We start from the raw sequence: 18646 nt of genomic DNA on the forward strand, positions 1-18646 counted from the left end.
GACTTACGTGTTCGACCGTTGGGGAGAGCTCGTCTACCGCGCGCGCTTCACCGTCATTGCGGTGATGGTCGCGGGGTTGCTCGCGCTCGCCGGGTACGGGCTGAGCCTGAACGATCACCTCAGCCAGAGCGGCTGGGACGATCCCGGTTCGGAGTCCGTCGCCGCTGCCAAGCTCGCCGACGGCACCTTCGGCCGCGACACCGCGGGCGACGTGCTGGTGCTGTACACGGCACCCGAGGGCAGCACGGTCGACGATCCCGAGTTCGCGGCGAAGGTCACCGACAGCCTGAACTCGCTGGTCGCCGAGCATCCCGACGAAATCCTCAAGATCAACGGTGCGTACTGGCCCACCGACGACGCGCCGTCGCTGCCGTCGCTCGCCGATCCGTCGCGTCAGCACGCGATCGCGTCGGTCGCGATCGCCGGCGAGGACGACACGGAGCTGACCGGCAACTTCCGCGAGATCAAGGACGCCTTCTACATCGACGGCGTCGACGTGCAGCTCGCCGGTCTGCAGCCGATCTCCGGCGCACTGAACGACACGATGGCCAACGACATCAAGCGCATGGAGATCCTCGCGATCCCGGCCGTCGGCATCCTGTTGTTCTTCGTCTTCGGTGGCGTCGTCGCGGCCGCTCTCCCGCTGATCACCGGTGGTCTCACGATCGTCGCGGCAAACGGCATCGTCCGGTTGATCACCAACTTCACCGAGGTCAACTCGTTCGTCGCACCGGTCGTCTCACTGATCGGCCTGGGCCTGGCGATCGACTACGGCCTGTTCATGGTGTCGCGGTTCCGTGAGGAACTCGCCGAAGGTTACGACACCCCGGCGGCGGTGCGACGCACCGTCGTCACTGCAGGTCGCACGGTGGTGTTCTCGGCGACGATGGTCGTCACCAGCCTCGGTGGCCTCGTGCTGTTCCCGCAGGGCTTCCTCAAGTCGGTCGCCTACGGCGCGATCTCGGCGGTCTCACTGGCTGCCCTGCTGTCGATCACGATCCTGCCCGCCATCCTGAGCATCCTCGGCAGGCGCATCGACAAGTTCGGCATGAAACGCTTCGGGCAGATCCAGTCGAACGAGCAGGTCGAGAACAGTTTCCTCGGCCGCCTGTGCCGCTGGGTGATGGTCAACCCGATGAAGGTGACCATCCCGACGGTCATCGGCCTGCTGCTGCTCATCATGCCGCTGACCGGCATCAAGTTCGGCGGCATCAACGAGACCTACCTGCCGCCCGAGCACCCCACGCGCGTCGCGCAGGAGACCTTCGACGAACTGTTCCCCGGCCAGCGCGCCGAGCCGGTCAAGCTCGTGGTCCGCGGCGCCGAGGGCGGCGACCTCAACAAGATCATCACGACGGCCAGCGAAGCTCCCGGCCTCGTCGAGAAGTTCCAGATCACCGGCCCCGCGAAGGACGGCGTCCGTGTGCTCAAGGCCGGTCTGACCGACCGCAACGAGTCCGCCGACACCGTCGAGTACCTGCACGCAGCCGAATGGCCCGAGGGTGTCGAAGTGCTCGTCGGCGGCACCCCGGCGATCGAGCAGGACTCCATCGGGGCCCTGCTCGAGACCCTGCCGCTGATGGTCGTGGTCGTCGTGCTGTTGACGACGTTGCTGATGTTCCTGGCGTTCGGCTCGCTCGTGCTGCCGGTCAAGGCCGTGTTGATGAGCGCCCTGGGTCTCGGCTCGACGCTGGGCATCCTCACCTGGATCTTCATCGACGGCAACGGCGCCGACCTGCTCAACTTCACCCCGGGGCCGATCATGTCGCCGGTGCTCGTGCTGATCATCGCGATCGTGTACGGCCTGTCGACCGACTACGAGGTGTTCCTGCTCTCCAGAATGGTCGAGGCGAGATCGATGGGGGCGAGCACCACCGAGTCGATCCGTATCGGTACCGCCCACACCGGTCGCATCATCACCGCGGCCGCCCTGATCCTCATCGTCGTCACCGGTGCCTTCGGGTTCTCGGAGCTGGTGATGATGAAGTACATCGCGTTCGGCATGATCGCCGCGCTGATCATCGACGCGACCGTCATCCGCATGTTCCTCGTGCCCGCCGTGATGAAGCTGCTCGGCGACGACTGCTGGTGGGCTCCGGCGTGGATGAAGCGGATCCAGGAGAAGATCGGCTTGGGCGAGCCGATCCTCGCCGACGAACTGATGCCCGAGGACGTTCCCGAGCTCATCACCGTCGGCATGTTCGGGCCGGCGACGGTCGCGGCCACGGGCGCGCACCGCTTCCCGGCAGGTGCCTTCGAGGGCGGCTCCGACCTCACGCAGCCGCTGCCCAAGATCGCTCCGCCGAGGCCGGCCGCCGAACAGCGCAAGCTCCGCGATCTCACGCCGCCGCCGGTGCGACGGCAGGCCCCGGGCCGCCCCCCGGTCCGTCCGGCCGCGCCCGCGTCCGGTCGTCCCCCTGCTGCTCCGCGGAACGGCGAACGGGTGCCGCCCGCAGCCGGGCGTCCGATGCCGGCGAGCCGTCCGGTGCAGCCCGGTACGGGTCCGGGGCGTCCGTCGCGTCCGATCCCGGAGCCGCGTCGTCGCCCGGAGGGTCGGCCGCCGGTGGACGAGCGCAACGGCTCGGCTCTTCCGGGGCTCGGAGGCCCGGAGAAGGGTGTCCCGGAGAAGCCCGAACGTCGTGCCCCCGAGATGCCGCAGCGCGATGTCACGCAGCGCGGTGCGCTCGATCAGACACAGCGCGGTGCGCTCGATCAGACACAGCGCGGTGCGCTCGATCAGACACAGCGCGGTGCGTCCGACCCGTCGTCGCCGTCGTCGGTGCCTCCGCTCCCCCGCCGTCAGCGCGGGGAGGTTCCGCCGCCGCTGCCGCAGTCCTTCATCCGACCGCCCGCTGTCCCGGGCGATGCGGAAGCTCTGCCCGGTGCCCCGGCTCCGCGTCCGAGCGAACCCGGCACCGGTCGTGGACGGGATCCGCAGGCGATCGAGAACTGGCTGTCGCAGTTGCGCCGTACGTCGCCCGGCGGGGAGTCTTCGGCCCAGCGACCGAGGCCCACTTCCGACGCACCGCGCCCCTCGGCGCCGGACTCGCAACGTCCCCCGACATCGGAGGCCCAGCGACCTCCGGCGCAGGGACCTGCCCGACCGCCCGTGCCGGGCACTCAGCAGCCGCCGACGCAGGGCATGCAGCCGCCGACACAGAACGGTCCCCGTCCGCCTCTGCCCTCCCGGTCCCGTGGTCCGGAGCAGCCGCCCCGCCCGGCCGGCGAGCGGCCGGAAGCGCGAGCGGACGAATCGCAGCCGGAGCAGAACGACGCGGAGTCGCGGAGGCGTGGACGCCACGGTCCCGACAGCGGCCGTTCGATCAGCGTCAGTGAGCTGATCGCCCGGCAGCGTCGCGACTGATCTGACGAACGAACTCGAGGCGACCCGCAGAGCGGGTCGCCTCGAGTGTTTCCGGGGTCAGCTGCCGTTGAAGAACTTCCGCAGCCGCGTGGACAGCGGATGGGTGACGTTGAAGCTCCCGCCGCGGACCTTGCCTGTCACCACGACGTGCAGCGGTCCGTACGGCGCTCCGCCGCGCACCTTCGACGACACGCTCGACGCGACGTTCTCGACGCCGTTGACGTCGGCCGTGGCCTCGGCGGGGAGCACGATGTTGATCGAGCTGAGGTAGTCGCTCACGTCGATCCGCACGACCTGCGTCTGCATCACCGCTTCGGTGAAATCGAGGGTCACGGAGGACGCGACGGTGTCGAGAACGACGGCGGGCGGCACGTGCCAGCGACCCTTGCGTTCGATGCCGGAGACGCGGCCCTTGATCACGAGAGGAGCGCTCTGGCCGGTCGCGGGGAAAGCAGCTGCACTCGGCGCGGGGAAGCCGGCCGCACTCGGCGCCGGATAGTGCGCCTGCGACATGCCCGGCAGATTCTGCTCCTGGAACTCGGGCCGGATCTGGATACCGGGCAGGTCGACGAGCACCTGGTTCAGGTCGCCTCGGGTCTTGGCCGCGAGGACGGTGTCCATCCGTTCGGTGAACTCTCCGAGCGAGAGCATTCCCTGCCCGACCGCCCGCTGCAGAAGTTCGCCGACGTGCTCGCGCTCGGCGTCCGACACCCGCAGATCCTTCGGTTCCATGCCCTGAGCTTAACGGGACGAACGGTATGCCTCCGAAGTCGTCGGAGCCACTGTGCGGGGCGCTATTCGAGGCCCTGTTCGATGACGTAGCGGGTGAGTTCGACGCGGTTGGCGAGCTGCAGTTTGCGTAGCGCCGCTTGGACGTGGTTCTCCACCGTGCGGTGGCTGAGCGTCAGTCGCGCTGCGATCTGTTTCGCCGACAACCCTTTCGCGACGAGACGCAACACTTCGGTCTCCCGGCCGGTCAGGGTCGGTGGGGGTCTCCGGTCGGCGACGTCGTTCGACATCCGGCGGTACTCGCCGAGCACGAGCCCGGCCAGTCCGGGGGTGAAGACGGCCTGTCCCCGCGCGGTCGCGAGGACGGCGTCGACGAGTTCGTGCACCGAGGCGCTCTTCACGAGATAGCCGGACGCGCCCGCCTTGACCGCGCCGAGGACGTCGTCGCGTTCGGAGGACGCCGACAGGACCAGCACCCGGCTGTCCGGGGAGACCTCGAGGACCGCGCGGGTCGCCTCGGTGCCGGTGCCGTCGGGCATCGCCATGTCCATGAGCACGACGTCGGGGCGGACGACGGCGGCACGGCGCGCGGCGCTCGCGACACCGTCGGCCTCGGCGACGACGGTGAACCCGGCCTCCTCGAGGTCACGTCCGACGGCGTTGCGCCAGATCGGGTGGTCGTCGACCACCATCACGCTGACGGTGCTGCGTTCCTCTGTGCTGTTCTCGTGTGTTTCCGCGCTGAGCTCGGCCACTCATTCCCCTTCGGTACCCGGATCTCCCATTCGGTTCCTTCGCCTACATCGCTGTCGAGCAGTGCGACGCCGCCGAGCCATTCCGCTCGCCCGACGATCGACTTGGACACCCCCATGCGTCCCTGTTCGCGAGCTTCGTCGAGTCTGCCCGGTTCGATCCCGACGCCGTCGTCCCGGATGCTGAGTACGATCTCGTCGCCAAGATCTTCGAGGAGGATGTAGGCGGCGGCACCGGCGCCGGCGTGCAGTTGCGTGTTCGACAGCGCCGCTGTCGTGAGCGCCGCGAGTTCCTCCGCTCGATCCCGCGGGATCATGATCGGGCCGGCGGGCGCGGACACCGTCGCACCGGTCCCGGCCCTGGCCCGGACGAGGGCGGTGAGGTCGGCATGCTCACCGCCGCGGTCGACGTCGGTGTCCTGTTCGGAGATCAGCTGGCGCAGCGCGGTCTCCTGTTCGCGGGCCAACTCGGCGAGTTCCGTCGCATCACCGCCCAGCTCGAGTCCGCGCCGCTGCACGAGCGCGAGCACCTGCAGCACGCCGTCGTGCACCTGCCGGGCGAGCCGGTCCCGTTCCTCGGTGGCCGCTGCCACGCGCACGGCCTGCTCGAGTTGCCGGTGCGCACTACGCGCGGTGGTGGTGGCGAAACCCATTGCCACACCGCACGCGACGAGCACCGGCGCCGTCGCGTCGCGCCACAGGTCGAGGTTGATCTGGTCGCGCACCACCGCGCTGACGACGGACATCAGCAGCGCCGAGCCGATGCCCGTGAGCGGACCGCCGAGGATCGCGGCCGACAGCACGGCGTTGGCGACCCACAGCGTGGTGGGCATGGTCTGGTGGTTGCTGTACCAGTCGTGGTCGGCGACCAGTCGGGTCGCCGCCATCAACGCGACGGCGAGGATCTGGTCCACCACGGTGACCGTGCGGCGCAGTCGTGCCTCGCGGGAGAGCAACACCGCCGAGACGAGCGACCACGTCACGAGTACCCCGGTGAAGAACCACGACAAGCCCGGACGGGTGTAGTTCACGACGGTCGAGAACTGCGATCCCACCGCATATGCGACGGTCACGAGCCGGAAGACCTGGGCGGCCCGCCACAGGGGTGCATCCGCGTCGGGACCGGTCGGAGGCGGCCTCATGTGTACGTTTCGCACCTTTCGTCGCAGTAGGTGGGGCGAGTGAATCCAACCACTCCGCGCCTCCAACAGTGACCGCCCCATCCTGTGACCGTCCGCACAGTGGTTTGATTTGAAGTCGTGCTGAGGTCGTACCGAGCTGTCGCCGCCACCTTGCGGAGTCGTTGGCCGCTCTACATGGTCTCCATGGGCGCGTCGAACCTGTTCGGTGCGATGCTCGTGTTCGCCTTCGTCCGGTACGGCATCCCCATCGCCGAGACCGACGCCATCATCGCGGATCGGGTCCGCAACTTCGCGGTCTTCGCGGTGTACCTGGTCTTCGCCGGCATCGTGAGCCTCGGCGCCGCAGCGATCACGCTGCGCTCTGTCGTCCGGTGGCAGCTCCGCGGCGGCCCGCCCACCCGGGCCGAACAGATGGCGGCCCTGCACGCCCCGCTGCGACAGGCGATCGTGCACCTCGGTCTGTGGCTGCTCGGCGGCGTGCTCTTCGTCTTCCTCACCGCCGAGGAGATGCCGTCGCTCGCGGTGGCGGTCTCGGTCACCGTCGCAATGGCCGCGACCAGCACCTTCGGTTTCACCTACATGCTCGGTGAACGCATCCTGCGGCCGGTCGCCGCGCGGGCGCTGAGCGAGGGAAACTTCGACCGGACGATGGCTCCCGGCGTCGGCACGCGCCTGGCCATGACCTGGGGCCTGGGCACGCTCATGCCGGTCGCCGGGATCGTGCTGCTGTGCGTGACGCAGTTGAGCGCCAACACCGACTTCGACGCCGACGCGCTCGCCCTGTCCGTGCTCGCTCTCGCGGTGACGTCGATCGGTCTCGCGCTCGTGTTGTCGCTGCTGACGTCGGCGCAGATCTCCGACCCGATCAAGCAGTTGCGCTGGGCGATCGAACGCGTGCAGCGCGGCGCCTCGGGAGTGCAGGTCGAGGTGTTCGACGGCAGTGAGATCGGACGCCTACAGGTCGGCTTCAACCGCATGATGGCCGAGTCCGACGAACGCCGGCGTCTGCGGGAGTTGTTCGGTCAGCACGTCGGTGAGGACGTCGCGCGCCGGGCCCTGCAGTACGGCACCGAGCTCGGTGGTGAGACGCGCTACGTCGCGGTGCTGTTCGTCGACATGGTGGGTTCGACGGCGACGGCCGCCGAGCGCCCGCCGAGCGAGGTCGTCGAACTGCTCAACGAGTTCTTCCGTGTCGTCGTCGAGGTGGTCGACCATCATCATGGCTTCGTCAACAAGTTCATGGGCGACGCGGCATTGGTGATCTTCGGCGCTCCCCTCGACCGGCCGGACGCCCCCACGGCGGCGCTCGCGGCGGCCCGCGAACTGCGTTTCGCTCTGGACGAGATCACCGGACTCGATGTCGGGATCGGCGTGTCGGCGGGACTCGCGGTGGCCGGCAACATCGGCGCGGCGGAGCGCTTCGAGTACACGGTGATCGGCGACCCGGTCAACGAGGCCTCGCGCCTGACCGAGCTGGCGAAACTGCGTCCGAGTAGGGTTCTCGCGTCGTCGAGCGCGTTGTACTTCGCGGACGACGAGGAGCGCAGCCACTGGGAACTCGGCGACGAGGTGCAGCTTCGCGGCCGGCGGCGGATGACCCATCTCGCATGGCCGGTTCGCTATCCCGGAGCCCCCGGAGAAGCGAACGGGACGGACACTTCGACGGACGAGTGACGGTCCGTCCCGCGACACCCGCGAACGACGCGGAACGGCCACAGCGCCCTCTTCGTGACCCGACGGTCGGTTACGGTGAACAGCGTGGCGCAGCCGCACGACGATCCTCCATGCCCCGACGCCACGCCGCGTCGGGGCTCGTTCCGGTGGATCAAGTGGGTGTCGGCGATCGCCCTCGTGGCTCTGCTGACGGTCGAGGCGATCTACCTGTGGCCGACGATGAGCGACTCGTGGCGCGCGGTCACGGAGATGCACTGGGGCTGGTTCGCGGCGGCCGTGCTGGCGCAGATGATCTCCCTCAGCGGCTTCGCGGGAGTGCAGCAGCGACTGCTCCGCGCCGGCGGGGTGCGCGTCGGTCACTGGCGTTCGGCGTCGGTGATCTACGGCAGCACGGCGATGGCGGTGACCCTGCCCGCAGGTCCGGTCTTCTCCACGGCCTTCACCTACAAGCAGACCCGCAAGTGGGGCGCGACCCCCGTGGTCGCCTCGTGGCAACTCGCGGTTTCCGGCGTCATCGCGGCCGTGACCCTGGCGTCGGTGGGCATGATCGGTGCGTTCGCGGTCGGCAGCCGGATCAGCCCCGTCACTCTCGTGTTGTCGCTCGCGGGCGCGATCGCGTTGATCTTCGGCCTGCGGTACGTCGCGAAGAACCCCACGTCGATCGAGGCGGCGGGCACATGGGTGCTCCGTCGGGTCAACCGCATCACGAGGAAGCCGAGGGACACCGGCTTCGACGTCTTCGAACGCACCCTCGCGCAGCTCGAGTCCGTCGAACTCGCGCGTCGCGACGGTGTGGCCGCGGTGGCGTGGTCGGCCGTGCACCGTGCAGCCGATGTCGCGTGCCTCGGACTGGCGTGCTGGGCTGTCGGCGGCTCCCCGTCGGTGGCGGGGTTGTTCATCGCGTTCGCGGCGGCGAAGGCCGTGGGCAGCGTGCCGCTCGCACCGGGCGGCCTCGGATTCGTGGACGGCACCCTCATCGCGACGCTCACCGCTGCCGGGCTGAGCGCGTCGCAGTCGCTGGCAGCGGTCTTCGTGTATCGGATGGTGAGCTTCGCGTTCGTGGCCCTGGCGGGCTGGGCCACCGTCGCCGCGATGTACCGGGGCAACGGACCCGACGAGATCGATCCGATCGCCGAGCGCGCAGAACACGAGCGCAGCGCCCTGGAGCGGCGGCGTCGTCCGGTCGAGAATCCCGAGCCGGCGTGATCCACCTCACGATGTAGTTGCGCATGCAACTATTTGGTGGCATGGTTGTCGACAAGCAGTTGAAAGTTTGACCATCGAGGAGGACCACCATGACGACCGCCACCACCACCTTCCCCGGCCTGACCACCGGCACCTGGGCCATCGATCCCGTCCACTCGAACGTGGGCTTCACCGTCCGGCACCTCGTCGTCAGCAAGGTTCGCGGCACCTTCGAGAACTTCTCCGGCGCCATCACCGTCGCCGAGGACGGCACCGCATCGGTGAACGCCGAGATCGACGTCAAGTCGATCAACACCAAGAACGCCGACCGCGACGCGCACGTCCGCTCCGCCGACTTCTTCGACGCCGAGCAGTTCCCCGTCGCCACCTTCACCTCGACCGACGTGCGTGCCGACGGTGATAACTACATCGTCACGGGCGACTTCACGCTCCACGGCGTCACCCGCCCGGTCGACCTGAAGCTCGAGTTCAACGGCGTCAACCCCGGCATGGGCCAGGGCCCGGTCGCCGGCTTCGAGGCCACCACCGTCATCAACCGCAAGGATTTCGGCATCAGCATCGAAATGCCGCTCGAAGGCGGCGGAGCCGTCGTCGGCGACAAGATCACCATCACCCTCGAGATCGAGGCCGGCCTGCAGGCCTGACCCCTCTCGCACAGACAGCGCCCCTGCTCCGGCAGGGGCGCTGCCGCGTTCCACCCGCTCTACCGGTCCGGATCGTGCTCGAGAGCACGCGCCGGAGATTCCGACGCGCCCCGCGCCGCCGCTACTCTGGACCCGTGAAGAAGTACATCCCGGCGTTGGCGATCGACGTCGTTCTCGTCGTCGTATTCGCCGTGCTCGGTCGTTCCAGTCACGACGAAGTGCTCGATCTCGTGGGGCTCGCAGGAACGGCGTGGCCGTTCCTCGGCGGCCTCACCGTCGGATGGTTCTTCACCGCGTGGCTCTACCGCGACAAGTTCGACGCCTTCGCGGCCGTTCCCACCGGACTGCTCGTGTGGGTGAGCACCCTCGTCGTGGGGATGCTGCTGCGGGCCGTCACCGGTCAGGGCACCGCAACCGCCTTCATCATCGTCGCGACGATCTTCTTGGGCCTGTTCCTGGTGGGCTGGCGCGTGGTCGTCGGACTGCTCCAGCACCGCAAGGTCGACGCTCACTGACCTCGCCGAGGCCGACCAGTACCGACCCTCCGGTCGCAGCTCTCGCACTCGCACGCGAAGTGTGATCTGCGACCGCGGGATACGCGAATTTTTCGCGCTCGCGCCCCGTGCGGTGGAACAGTGGAGATCATGTCCACGCTGGAACCACCTACTCTGACCGGGTCGCGATCCGACCATCGGTTCTTCGGTCAGCCACTACCCCTGGCCAACCTGTTCGGTGTCGAGATGTGGGAGCGATTCTCCTTCTACGGCATGCAAGGCATCCTGATCTACTACCTGTACTACTCGGCATCCGAGGGCGGGCTGGGGATCAGCCAGGGGGCTGCGACCTCCATCGTCGGCGCCTACGGCGGCACGGTCTACCTGTCGACGATTCTCGGGGCGTGGATCGCCGACCGGCTGCTGGGTTCCGAACGGACCCTGTTCTACAGCGCCGTGCTCATCATGTTCGGCCACATCGCGCTCGCGGTGCTGCCCGGTTTCGTCGGGGTGGGTATCGGCCTGGTGCTGGTCGCGTTCGGTAGCGGTGGTCTGAAGGCCACGGCGACGTCGATCGTCGGCGATCTCTACGACGAGCAGGACCCGCGACGCGACGCCGGTTTCTCCATCTTCTACATGGGCGTGAACATCGGCGCGCTCGTCGGCCCGCTGCTCACCGGCTTCCTACAGACGCGTTACGGCTTCCACTGGGGCTTCGGTCTCGCCGCGGTCGGCATGTTCCTCGGCCTGCTGCAGTACACGATCTACCGCAAGCATCTCGGCGACATCGGCAAGGTGCCACCCCATCCGCTTCCCGCCGAGACGCGCACGAAAGCCGCCGGGATCGGTCTGGTCGCCGTGGTCCTCATCGCGGTCGCCGCGCTGACCGGCCTCGTCACGACGAGCAACATGTCCGACATCGTCGTCGCCCTGACCATCATCGCGACGATCACCTACTTCGTCCTCATGCTGTCGAGCAAGCAGATCACGCCGGTCGAGCGCAGCCGGGTGCTGTCGTTCATCCCGATGTTCATCGCGAGCGCGGTGTTCTGGTCGCTCTTCCAGCAACAGTTCACGATGGTCGCCGTCTACGCCGACACACGCCTGGACCGTAATCTGTTCGGGTGGGAGTTCCCGCCGTCCTGGGTGCAGTCGATCAACCCGGTCTTCATCATCCTGTTCGCGGGTGTCTTCGCCGCCGTGTGGACCAAACTCGGACCGCGTCAGCCCTCGTCGCCCATCAAGTTCGCCGCAGGCACGATCATCATGGGCATCGCCTTCCTGTGCTTCATCCCCATGGCCGGTGGCGGCCCCAACAGCGCTCCGCTGCTCGGACTGGTCTTCATCCTGCTGCTGTTCACCTTCGCCGAGCTGTTCCTGTCCCCCGTCGGACTGTCGCTGTCGACGAAGCTCGCGCCGAAGAACTTCCACACGCAGATGGTCGCGTTGTTCTACCTGTCCGTCGCATGCGGTACGGCCATGGCCGGCACCCTCGCGGGGTTCTACGACGAGAACAACGAGGTGCCGTACTACCTGTGGATCGGCGGAGCGTCGATCGCAGTGGGCATCGTGCTGGCCCTCTTCGCGCCGCACATCAAGAAGCTCATGCACGGCGTGCAGTAGCACCACTGCACAGGACGCTGCTCAGCGGAGAGCGAGCCATACCGCCAACCCGAACCCTGCGAGCGCGACACCCACGCGCAGCAGGTTCGGGGGTATGCGCCGCACGAGCGGCGGACCGCAGTAGCCACCCGCGAACGCGCCGACGGCCATGGCGGCCGCCGCACCCCAGTGCACGGGTCCGAAGACTGCGAACCCGATCGCCGCGACCAGGTTGGCGACGCCGAGCAGGTAGCTCTTGAGGATGCTCGCGCGCCAAATCTGCTCGGACGTGCAGATAAGCACCAGCGCGTAGAAGACGACGCCGGCGCCGGCACCGAAGTATCCGCCGTAGACCGCGACGACGAAGACCGCCACGGAGAACACCCGCGGCAGGTCGCGACCGCCGGCCAGGGTGCGGATGCGTGGTTGGAGCAGCAGCGCGAGAGCGGCGAGCGCGACGAAACCCGGAACGATCGCCTCGAACGAGTCGGGCGGCGCGACGAGCAGGACAGCCGCGCCGACCACGCCGCCGAGCGCGGCGTAGAGCGTCCACCACCACACGCGGGGGCCGGTGTCGACGACCTCCCGCGCCGAATTGGTCAGCGCCCCGACACCCACACCGACCATCGCGACAGTGTTGGTGACGTTCGCCGCGACCGGCGGGAGGCCGACGGCGAGCAACGCCGGATACGAGACGATCGACGCCAGGCCGGTGACGAACCCGACGACACCCGCGAAGAATCCGGAAACCACGAGCAGTGCCAGGTCGAGGACGGTCACGGTCGCTCAACGTACCTGTACGCCGCGGACCGGCCTCCGGCGGATCAGCGCACCATGGACCGGCCTCCGGCCGATCAGCGCACCATGGACCGGCCTCCGGCCGATCAGCGCACCATGGACCGGCCTCCGGCCGATCAGCGCACCATGGACCGGCCTCCGGCCGATCACTCCCCGAGCAGGGGTTCTCCGAGCTTGCGCAGGAAGGTGTCGGCCATCTTGATCGCGCGGTCGCCGCCGTCGGCATCGGCGACGAAGACCGCGAAGGCCAGGTCGCCGCCGGTGTAGCCGAAGAACCAGCGGTCCTCACCGCTCGCCGCGGCGATACCCGCGAGACCGGCGTGTCCGCGGAGGAAGGACGCCGGACCGTTCTGCACGTTGTCGATCATCATGCCGCGCAGGGCGTCGATCACAGAACCGGGCAGCGCCTCGGGGGCGTCGTGGACGACCGTCTCCTGGCCCTGCACGATCGTCGGGGCAGCGACGCTGCCCCGTGCGACCGAGGCGGCCAGCACCGCGGCGCCGAGCGGCGTGATCAGGTTCTCGTCGGAATCCGATCCGGCGAACTGGACAACTCCGGAGCGGTTGTGCCCGATCTGCGAGGTCTCGAACTCGAAGCCCGGCACGTCGTAGTCGACGCCGAGGCCGAGGCGACGGGCGGTCGAGGCGACGTCATCGGATCCCACGTCGTTCGGATCGACGCCGCGCTCGAGGCCGGCCGCGAGCCGGACCGGATCGAGAACGCCGCCGGCCGGGTAGAGACCGTGGGTGATGACGGGACCGAGTTCCATGGCCCAGTTGTTGACGTCGGCGGCGAGGATGCCACCGGTCGAGGGCTGGATGGCGACCACCGCGGCCGGGGTACCTGCGGTGACGACCGCTTCCTTCGCGGCGAGCTGCACCTGGGAGTCGACGGTCGCCTGCAGGTCCGGAGGCGGCGGGCCCTGGAAGCCCGCCACCTGGATCGGGCCCTCCTCGGGATCCTCGAGGGTGACCGCCCAGCCTGCCGTCCGGTCGCGTTCGAGCTGCCAGGCCGAGCGCAGCGAGTCGAGCAGCGGCGTGGAGATCCGCCGATCGGCGCTGATCAGGGTGGGTGTCGTGAGCACCTCGACCCCGGGGATCGACACGATGCCGCCCTCGAGGAACTGGTAGTCCTGGTCGCGGAGCTTGACCGCGGTGATCCGGTTTCCGGGGTTCTCCGCCATCCGCTCCTGCATCAGCTGGGCGGTGATGACGGGTGCGACCGGCTCGAGAACCGCCGCGAGACGAGTGGTGGTGTCGACGGGGTCGGGCATCGCCGCCGGGTCGAGCACCACGGCGTTGATGGTCTGTTCCTCCATGAGGAGGCGGCCCGTGCGGTCGAAGATCTTCGGCGGCGCGGCGTCGGTGCGCACGTGGTGGACGGTGCGTCCGCCGGACAGGTCGGGGACGACGACCTCCGGGTCCCAGGACACACGCCAGCCGACGGCGAGCTTCCGCACCGAACCGGTGACCTGATACGACCAGTCCTTGCCCTCACCGAAATTCCAGCCGGCGGAGAGCGTGAAGTATCCCGAGTCGTCGTTGAGTTCGACCAGCTGGGTGACGTCGTAGTCGACGGTGCCGTCGGACAGACCGTCGTACATCTGCGAGATCGTTTCCTCCGCCGCGTTCGGGTAGGAGGTCAGGGCCGCCGCTGCGCCCGCATCACGATCGTCGAGGGCGGCGACGAAGTCGTCGACGAGGCGTTGCGCCTCGCTTCGAGAATCCGAGAACACAACCGTCGTCAGAGCGACGACAGCCACGACGAGGCACACGGCCAGCGCGACGATGCGCCCCCGCTTCCCCCGCCAATCACGAAATCTCATATGTAACAACCTTCACTTCAGTCACACGAGATACCAGCACGCGTTGTGCACGAACACATCACAATTGCGCCACGCGTCCTACCCCCTCAGCCATCGACCCGCCGCCTCGACGGCAGGGGCGGAGCCGTCCGCCCCCGACACGAACACCGCAAAGGCAAGATTATCCTGTGATCCGATAAACCAGCCGTGCGCCCCGACGTTGTCACCGTACTCCGCCGTCCCCGTCTTCCCCGTCAGATCGGGAATGTCGCGCAACGTGCCGGCTGTACCCTCGATCACAGTCTCGCGCATCATCTCTCGCAGTGCCGTCAGCACGTCCCCGGGCATCGGTTCGGCCTCCCGATCCGCGGTCGCCGGCTGCCCCTCCACGATCGTCGGAACCGGCGTGCGGCCGTTCGCCGCCGAGGCTGCGACCAGCGCCATCCCGAACGGCGACGCCGTCACCCGACCTTGTCCGATCGCTGCCTCCACGCGGGCAGCATCGGTGTCTGCGACCGGCACGTTACCCGTGACCGTGACGAGACCGGGCGTGACGTAATCGATGCCGAGACCGAAGCGTTCCGCGGTGGCGCGCAGGGCGTCGGGCGGCAGGTCCAGAGCGAGCTGCCCCATGGTCGTATTGCACGAGAACGCGAACGCGGTGTGCAGCGGCACGGGGCCGAGATCGAAGTTCTCGTCGTTCGGGATCGTTCGTGAGCCGACCGAGGCGACGCCCGGGCACGGCAGCACGGTGTCGGGTTCGGCGAGCCCGGCATCGAGCGCCGCCGCCGTCGTCACCACCTTGAACGTCGACCCCGGCGGATAGAGGCCGGTCGCGGCGATCGGCCCCTCGGCGTCGGCCGCGTCGTTCTGGGCCATCGTGCGGATCGCGCCCGTCGAGGGTTCGATCCCGACGATCACCGCGGGCGTGTCGAAACCCGCGAGGACCTCCTCGGCCCGTCGCTGCAGGTCGAGGTCGATCGTGCTGGTCAGGTCGGGTGCCTCCGGTCCGGCTTCGCCGGCGACCTGGCTCGTCGCGCCGTCCGCCGCGACCCGCCGGATCACCCAGCCGGCCGAGGCGTCCTGCCCCTCCTGCCACAGTTCGGCGAGGCCGGACCACACGGGCGAGGCGAGGTCGCGCTCGGTGGTGAGCAGACGGGTCTGCGGCACGAGCGTCACGCCGGGCAGCGCGGCGAGGCGATCCTCGATCGGTGCGAGGTCCTCCTCACGCAGCGTGATCACTCCCGCAGCGCCGCCGGCGGCCACCGCGACCTGCTCGGCGAGACTCTCCGCCGTGATCGTCGGGACGACCGTGGCCAGCACGGGAGCGACCGCGGCGGGATCGGCGGTGGCATCCAGGTTCACGACGGTGACGACCTGCTCCCCCATGAGCGGCCGCCCGGCCCGGTCGAAGATCGTCGGCGGGGCGCCGACGGTGGTCAGATACTCCAGCGACGCGCCGCCCGCCAGTTCCGGTGACAGCACCGTGGGGTCCCAGCGGACCCGCCACGCGTCGGCCTCGGGGTCCTCCGTCGCGCTGCCGGTGGTGCGGTACGACCAGTCGCGGCCCTCCCCGAAGTTCCACGTCACGTCGAGGTCGAAGGTGTCGCCGTCGCCCGTCCCCGCGACACTCACGGTCGGGTCGTCGTGGCCGAGGCCGGCGAAGAGGACATCGATCGCGGACTCCGCGGCTACCGGATCGGTGGTCAGCGCTGCCGCTCCGGAGACGTCGCCGGCGTCGAGAGCGGCAGCGAACTCCTCCGCGATCGTCTCGGGCTGATCGGGGCCGAGGGCACACGCCGACAGCGACAGCACCGTGACTGTCGCGACTCCCATACCGATCAGTCGGATCCACACGGTCCCGATCATGCCTGCACTTTCGAGCCCGTGCCTGTTATCGCAGGTAGGAGTCGGGGTGAAATATTCGGTTGCATCCCGGACGGTGCGGGCTCACCATGGTGTTCGCATCCCGTACCCGTCGATCGGAGAAGTCCGTTGCTCCTGTGAGAGGTCCCGTCCCCCGCGCACTCGCGCAATCGACCCTCACCCTTCGGGAGCCATCATGTCTTCATCCGGTATCACGCTGTCCGCACTCTCCTACGCCCATCCGGACGGCACCATCGCCGTGCAGGATCTCGACGCCGTCGTCCCGGCGGGGCGGATCGGCCTGGTGGGACGCAACGGAAGTGGGAAGACCACCCTGCTCCGGTTGATCGCGGGTGAACTCCGCCCGACCTCCGGTTCGTCGACGGTGCGGGGACGGGTCGCCTACCTCCCTCAGGACGTGACCCTCGATCCGACGGTGCCGGTCGATTCCGTCCTCGGCATCGGAGATATCCGAAAGTCCCTGCGCCGCATCGAATCAGGATCGTTCGACGATCGGGACTTCGAGGTCGTAGCCGATCGGTGGGACATCGAGGACCGCGCTCTTGCGCTCATGCATCGCGTCGGCCTCGACCGGATCCTGCACGACGTCGGGGATTTCGACCGCACCGTCGGTCAGCTCTCCGGCGGGGAGACGGTGCTGCTCGCCTTCACCGCACGCCTGCTCGACGAGCCGGACGCGCTGTTGCTCGACGAGCCGACGAACAATCTCGACGCCGACGGACGTGCGCGCCTGCAGGATGCGCTCGACCGGTTCCCCGGCACGGTGCTCGTCGCCGGGCACGACCGGGAACTGCTCGACCGCATGGACTCGATCGCCGAACTGCGCAACGGGGCTCTGCGCCTGTTCGGCGGCGGATTCGGCGAGTACGAACGGATCGTCGCGGAGGAGCAGGAGGCGGCACGGGCCGCAGTGCGGGACGCCCGTAACGACGTGCGGCGCCAGGCACGCGAATTGGCGGCGGCGCACGTCACGCTCGCCCGGCGGCAACGCTACGGGCAGAAGATGTACGAGCAGAAGCGCGAACCCAAGATCGTCATGGGCGCGCGCAAACGGCAGGCGCAGGAATCCGCCGGGCGATTCCGCCGTGAGCACGAGGAGGATCTGACCACTGCACGGGAGAACCTCGATCGCGCGAAGGACGCCGTGCGCGACGATCCGGAGATCCGCATCGACCTGCCCGGAACCGCGGTTCCACCCGGCCGGCGTGTGGCGGACGCACCGCTCGAGATCGTCGGGCCGGAACGGATCGCGCTGCGCGGCCCCAACGGGTCGGGGAAGACGACCCTGCTGCACCGCATCGTCGAGGCGGAACCCCACGTTCCCTTCGCGTTGCTCCCGCAGCGGCTCGACATCTTCGACGACGATCGTTCGGTCGCGGAGAACGCCGAGGATCGTGCGCCGCACCTGACTCCGCAGCAGGTGCGGGCACGTCTGGCGCGCTTCCTGTTCCGCGGCCGGCACGCCGAGGTCGCCGTGGGGGCACTGTCGGGTGGGGAACGACTGCGGGCCGCGCTCGCGATCGTGCTCGCGGCCGATCCCGCTTCGCAGTTGTTGCTGCTGGACGAGCCCACCAACAACCTCGACCTGGCCGGTCTCGCGCACCTGACCCAGGCCCTGCGTGCCTACAGCGGTGCGCTCGTGGTGGTCTCGCACGACGAACGATTCCTGGAGGAGGTGGAGGTGGATCGGTCGGTCGAGCTCGGGCGGTGAGCCGTTCGGCGATACTGCTGGGATGAGCCACGCGACGAATCCCGCCGACGGCACCCGGATCCGGTTCACCACGGCAGGTCCCGAGGGGGCACCGGCCGTGCTGCTGGTCCACGGCAGTGCCCTGTCGTCGGCGGTGTGGCGGGCCTTCGGCTACGTGAAGGCGCTCAGCGGGGATTTCCGGCTGGTCATGCCCGACCTGCGTGGGCACGGCCGCAGCGACACCCCTCACGACGAGGACGCCTACGCGATGGACGCGATCGTCGGGGACCTGCTGGCCGTCCTGGATGCGGCCGGGGTCGACCGGGTGCACTACGTCGGCTATTCGTTCGGCGCCCGTGCGGGACTCGCGCTCGCCGTCGACGCTCCGGACAGACTGTCGAGTCTGACGCTGCTCGGCGGGAGCGCACGCCCCCAGGCGGGATCGATGGACGCGATGTTCTTCCCCGGCACCGTCGACGTGCTCGAGCGCGAGGGCATGGACGGTTTCGTCCGTGCCTGGGAGGAGCGGCGTCGCACGCCGGTCGATCCCGCGACGCGCTCGGCCTTCCTGAAGAACGACGCGCAGGCTCTCGCCGCCTATTTCCGCCGGTCGGATCGGGAGCCGGGGATCGACGACGAGATGCTCGCCGGCATCGACGTGCCCGTGCTCGCCGTCGTCGGGTCGGACGATCGCCTGCGCGTGGAGGACACCCGCGCGTTGTCGCGCACCGTCCCCGGTGCGCGACTCGCGATCCTGCGCGGGGTGGACCATGCCGAGACGGTCTCGGCCGCGCTGCCTGCGGTCGAGACCTTTCTCTCGGCACGCGCCGGTCGGAAACCGACCGACACGCTCTGATGC

At 68.9% G+C, this 18646-nt stretch carries 14 protein-coding genes; 8 read left to right on the forward strand and 6 right to left on the reverse strand.

All coding sequences use genetic code 11. The features are described from left to right. The first annotated feature begins 7 nt into the window (after positions 1-7). A complete protein-coding gene (locus A5767_RS20465) occupies positions 8-3364 on the forward strand; it encodes an MMPL family transporter (RefSeq protein ID WP_064853027.1) in 3357 nt (1118 codons plus the stop codon). Between the two features lie 57 nt (positions 3365-3421). On the opposite strand, the gene A5767_RS20470 is transcribed toward A5767_RS20465, so the two are convergent. The 3 genes from A5767_RS20470 to macS form a co-directional block, all read right to left on the reverse strand. Then, complete coding sequence (locus A5767_RS20470) at positions 3422-4096, reverse strand: DUF1707 SHOCT-like domain-containing protein (RefSeq protein WP_064853028.1); 675 nt, start codon at positions 4094-4096, stop codon at positions 3422-3424. Positions 4097-4158: 62 nt separating this feature from the next. Continuing rightward, complete coding sequence (locus tag A5767_RS20475) at positions 4159-4785, reverse strand: response regulator (RefSeq protein ID WP_006552702.1); 627 nt, start codon at positions 4783-4785, stop codon at positions 4159-4161. Beyond that, on the reverse strand, positions 4785-5987 hold the full coding sequence (gene macS / locus A5767_RS20480; RefSeq protein ID WP_006552703.1) for a MacS family sensor histidine kinase: 1203 nt from the start codon (positions 5985-5987) through the stop codon (positions 4785-4787). The genes A5767_RS20475 and macS overlap by 1 nt, the downstream gene beginning before the upstream one ends. 174 nt (positions 5988-6161) lie before the next feature. Between macS and A5767_RS20485 the strand changes: the two genes are divergently transcribed. The 5 genes from A5767_RS20485 to A5767_RS20505 all read left to right on the forward strand — a co-directional run bounded on the left by A5767_RS20485 (position 6162) and on the right by A5767_RS20505 (position 11628). Next, positions 6162-7661: an adenylate/guanylate cyclase domain-containing protein gene (locus A5767_RS20485; protein WP_039585012.1), complete on the forward strand. Its 1500-nt coding sequence runs from the start codon at positions 6162-6164 to the stop codon at positions 7659-7661. Positions 7662-7745: 84 nt separating this feature from the next. After that, positions 7746-8867, forward strand: a complete 1122-nt coding sequence (locus A5767_RS20490) for a lysylphosphatidylglycerol synthase transmembrane domain-containing protein (protein ID WP_228044692.1) — start codon at positions 7746-7748, stop codon at positions 8865-8867. An 89-nt stretch (positions 8868-8956) separates the two neighbouring features. Then, positions 8957-9511, forward strand: coding sequence for a YceI family protein (locus tag A5767_RS20495; protein WP_039585015.1), 555 nt, complete (start codon positions 8957-8959; stop codon positions 9509-9511). A gap of 134 nt (positions 9512-9645) precedes the next feature. After that, positions 9646-10026, forward strand: a complete 381-nt coding sequence (locus A5767_RS20500; RefSeq protein WP_006552707.1) for a DUF3054 domain-containing protein — start codon at positions 9646-9648, stop codon at positions 10024-10026. Positions 10027-10155: 129 nt separating this feature from the next. Further along, positions 10156-11628: a peptide MFS transporter gene (locus tag A5767_RS20505; protein ID WP_033096407.1), complete on the forward strand. Its 1473-nt coding sequence runs from the start codon at positions 10156-10158 to the stop codon at positions 11626-11628. Between the two features lie 21 nt (positions 11629-11649). On the opposite strand, the gene A5767_RS20510 is transcribed toward A5767_RS20505, so the two are convergent. From A5767_RS20510 to A5767_RS20520, 3 genes are all read right to left on the reverse strand, one after another. Then, the gene (locus A5767_RS20510) at positions 11650-12387 is read right to left on the reverse strand and encodes a sulfite exporter TauE/SafE family protein (RefSeq protein ID WP_064853029.1); all 738 of its coding nucleotides are present in this window, start codon (positions 12385-12387) and stop codon (positions 11650-11652) included. Positions 12388-12551: 164 nt separating this feature from the next. Then, a complete protein-coding gene (locus A5767_RS20515) occupies positions 12552-14231 on the reverse strand; it encodes an NTF2-like N-terminal transpeptidase domain-containing protein (RefSeq protein ID WP_024102066.1) in 1680 nt (559 codons plus the stop codon). 78 nt (positions 14232-14309) lie between these two features. Next, the gene (locus A5767_RS20520; RefSeq protein ID WP_064853030.1) at positions 14310-16079 is read right to left on the reverse strand and encodes a penicillin-binding transpeptidase domain-containing protein; all 1770 of its coding nucleotides are present in this window, start codon (positions 16077-16079) and stop codon (positions 14310-14312) included. Between the two features lie 193 nt (positions 16080-16272). Between A5767_RS20520 and A5767_RS20525 the strand changes: the two genes are divergently transcribed. Next, positions 16273-17808, forward strand: coding sequence for an ABC-F family ATP-binding cassette domain-containing protein (locus tag A5767_RS20525; RefSeq protein WP_064853031.1), 1536 nt, complete (start codon positions 16273-16275; stop codon positions 17806-17808). Between the two features lie 22 nt (positions 17809-17830). Beyond that, positions 17831-18643 (forward strand): alpha/beta fold hydrolase, encoded by an 813-nt coding sequence (locus tag A5767_RS20530; RefSeq protein ID WP_064853032.1) that lies wholly within the window; start codon positions 17831-17833, stop codon positions 18641-18643. Positions 18644-18646: the final 3 nt, after the last annotated feature.

The organism is Rhodococcus sp. 852002-51564_SCH6189132-a, from assembly GCF_001665495.1.
Lineage (GTDB): Bacteria > Actinomycetota > Actinomycetes > Mycobacteriales > Mycobacteriaceae > Rhodococcus > Rhodococcus pyridinivorans.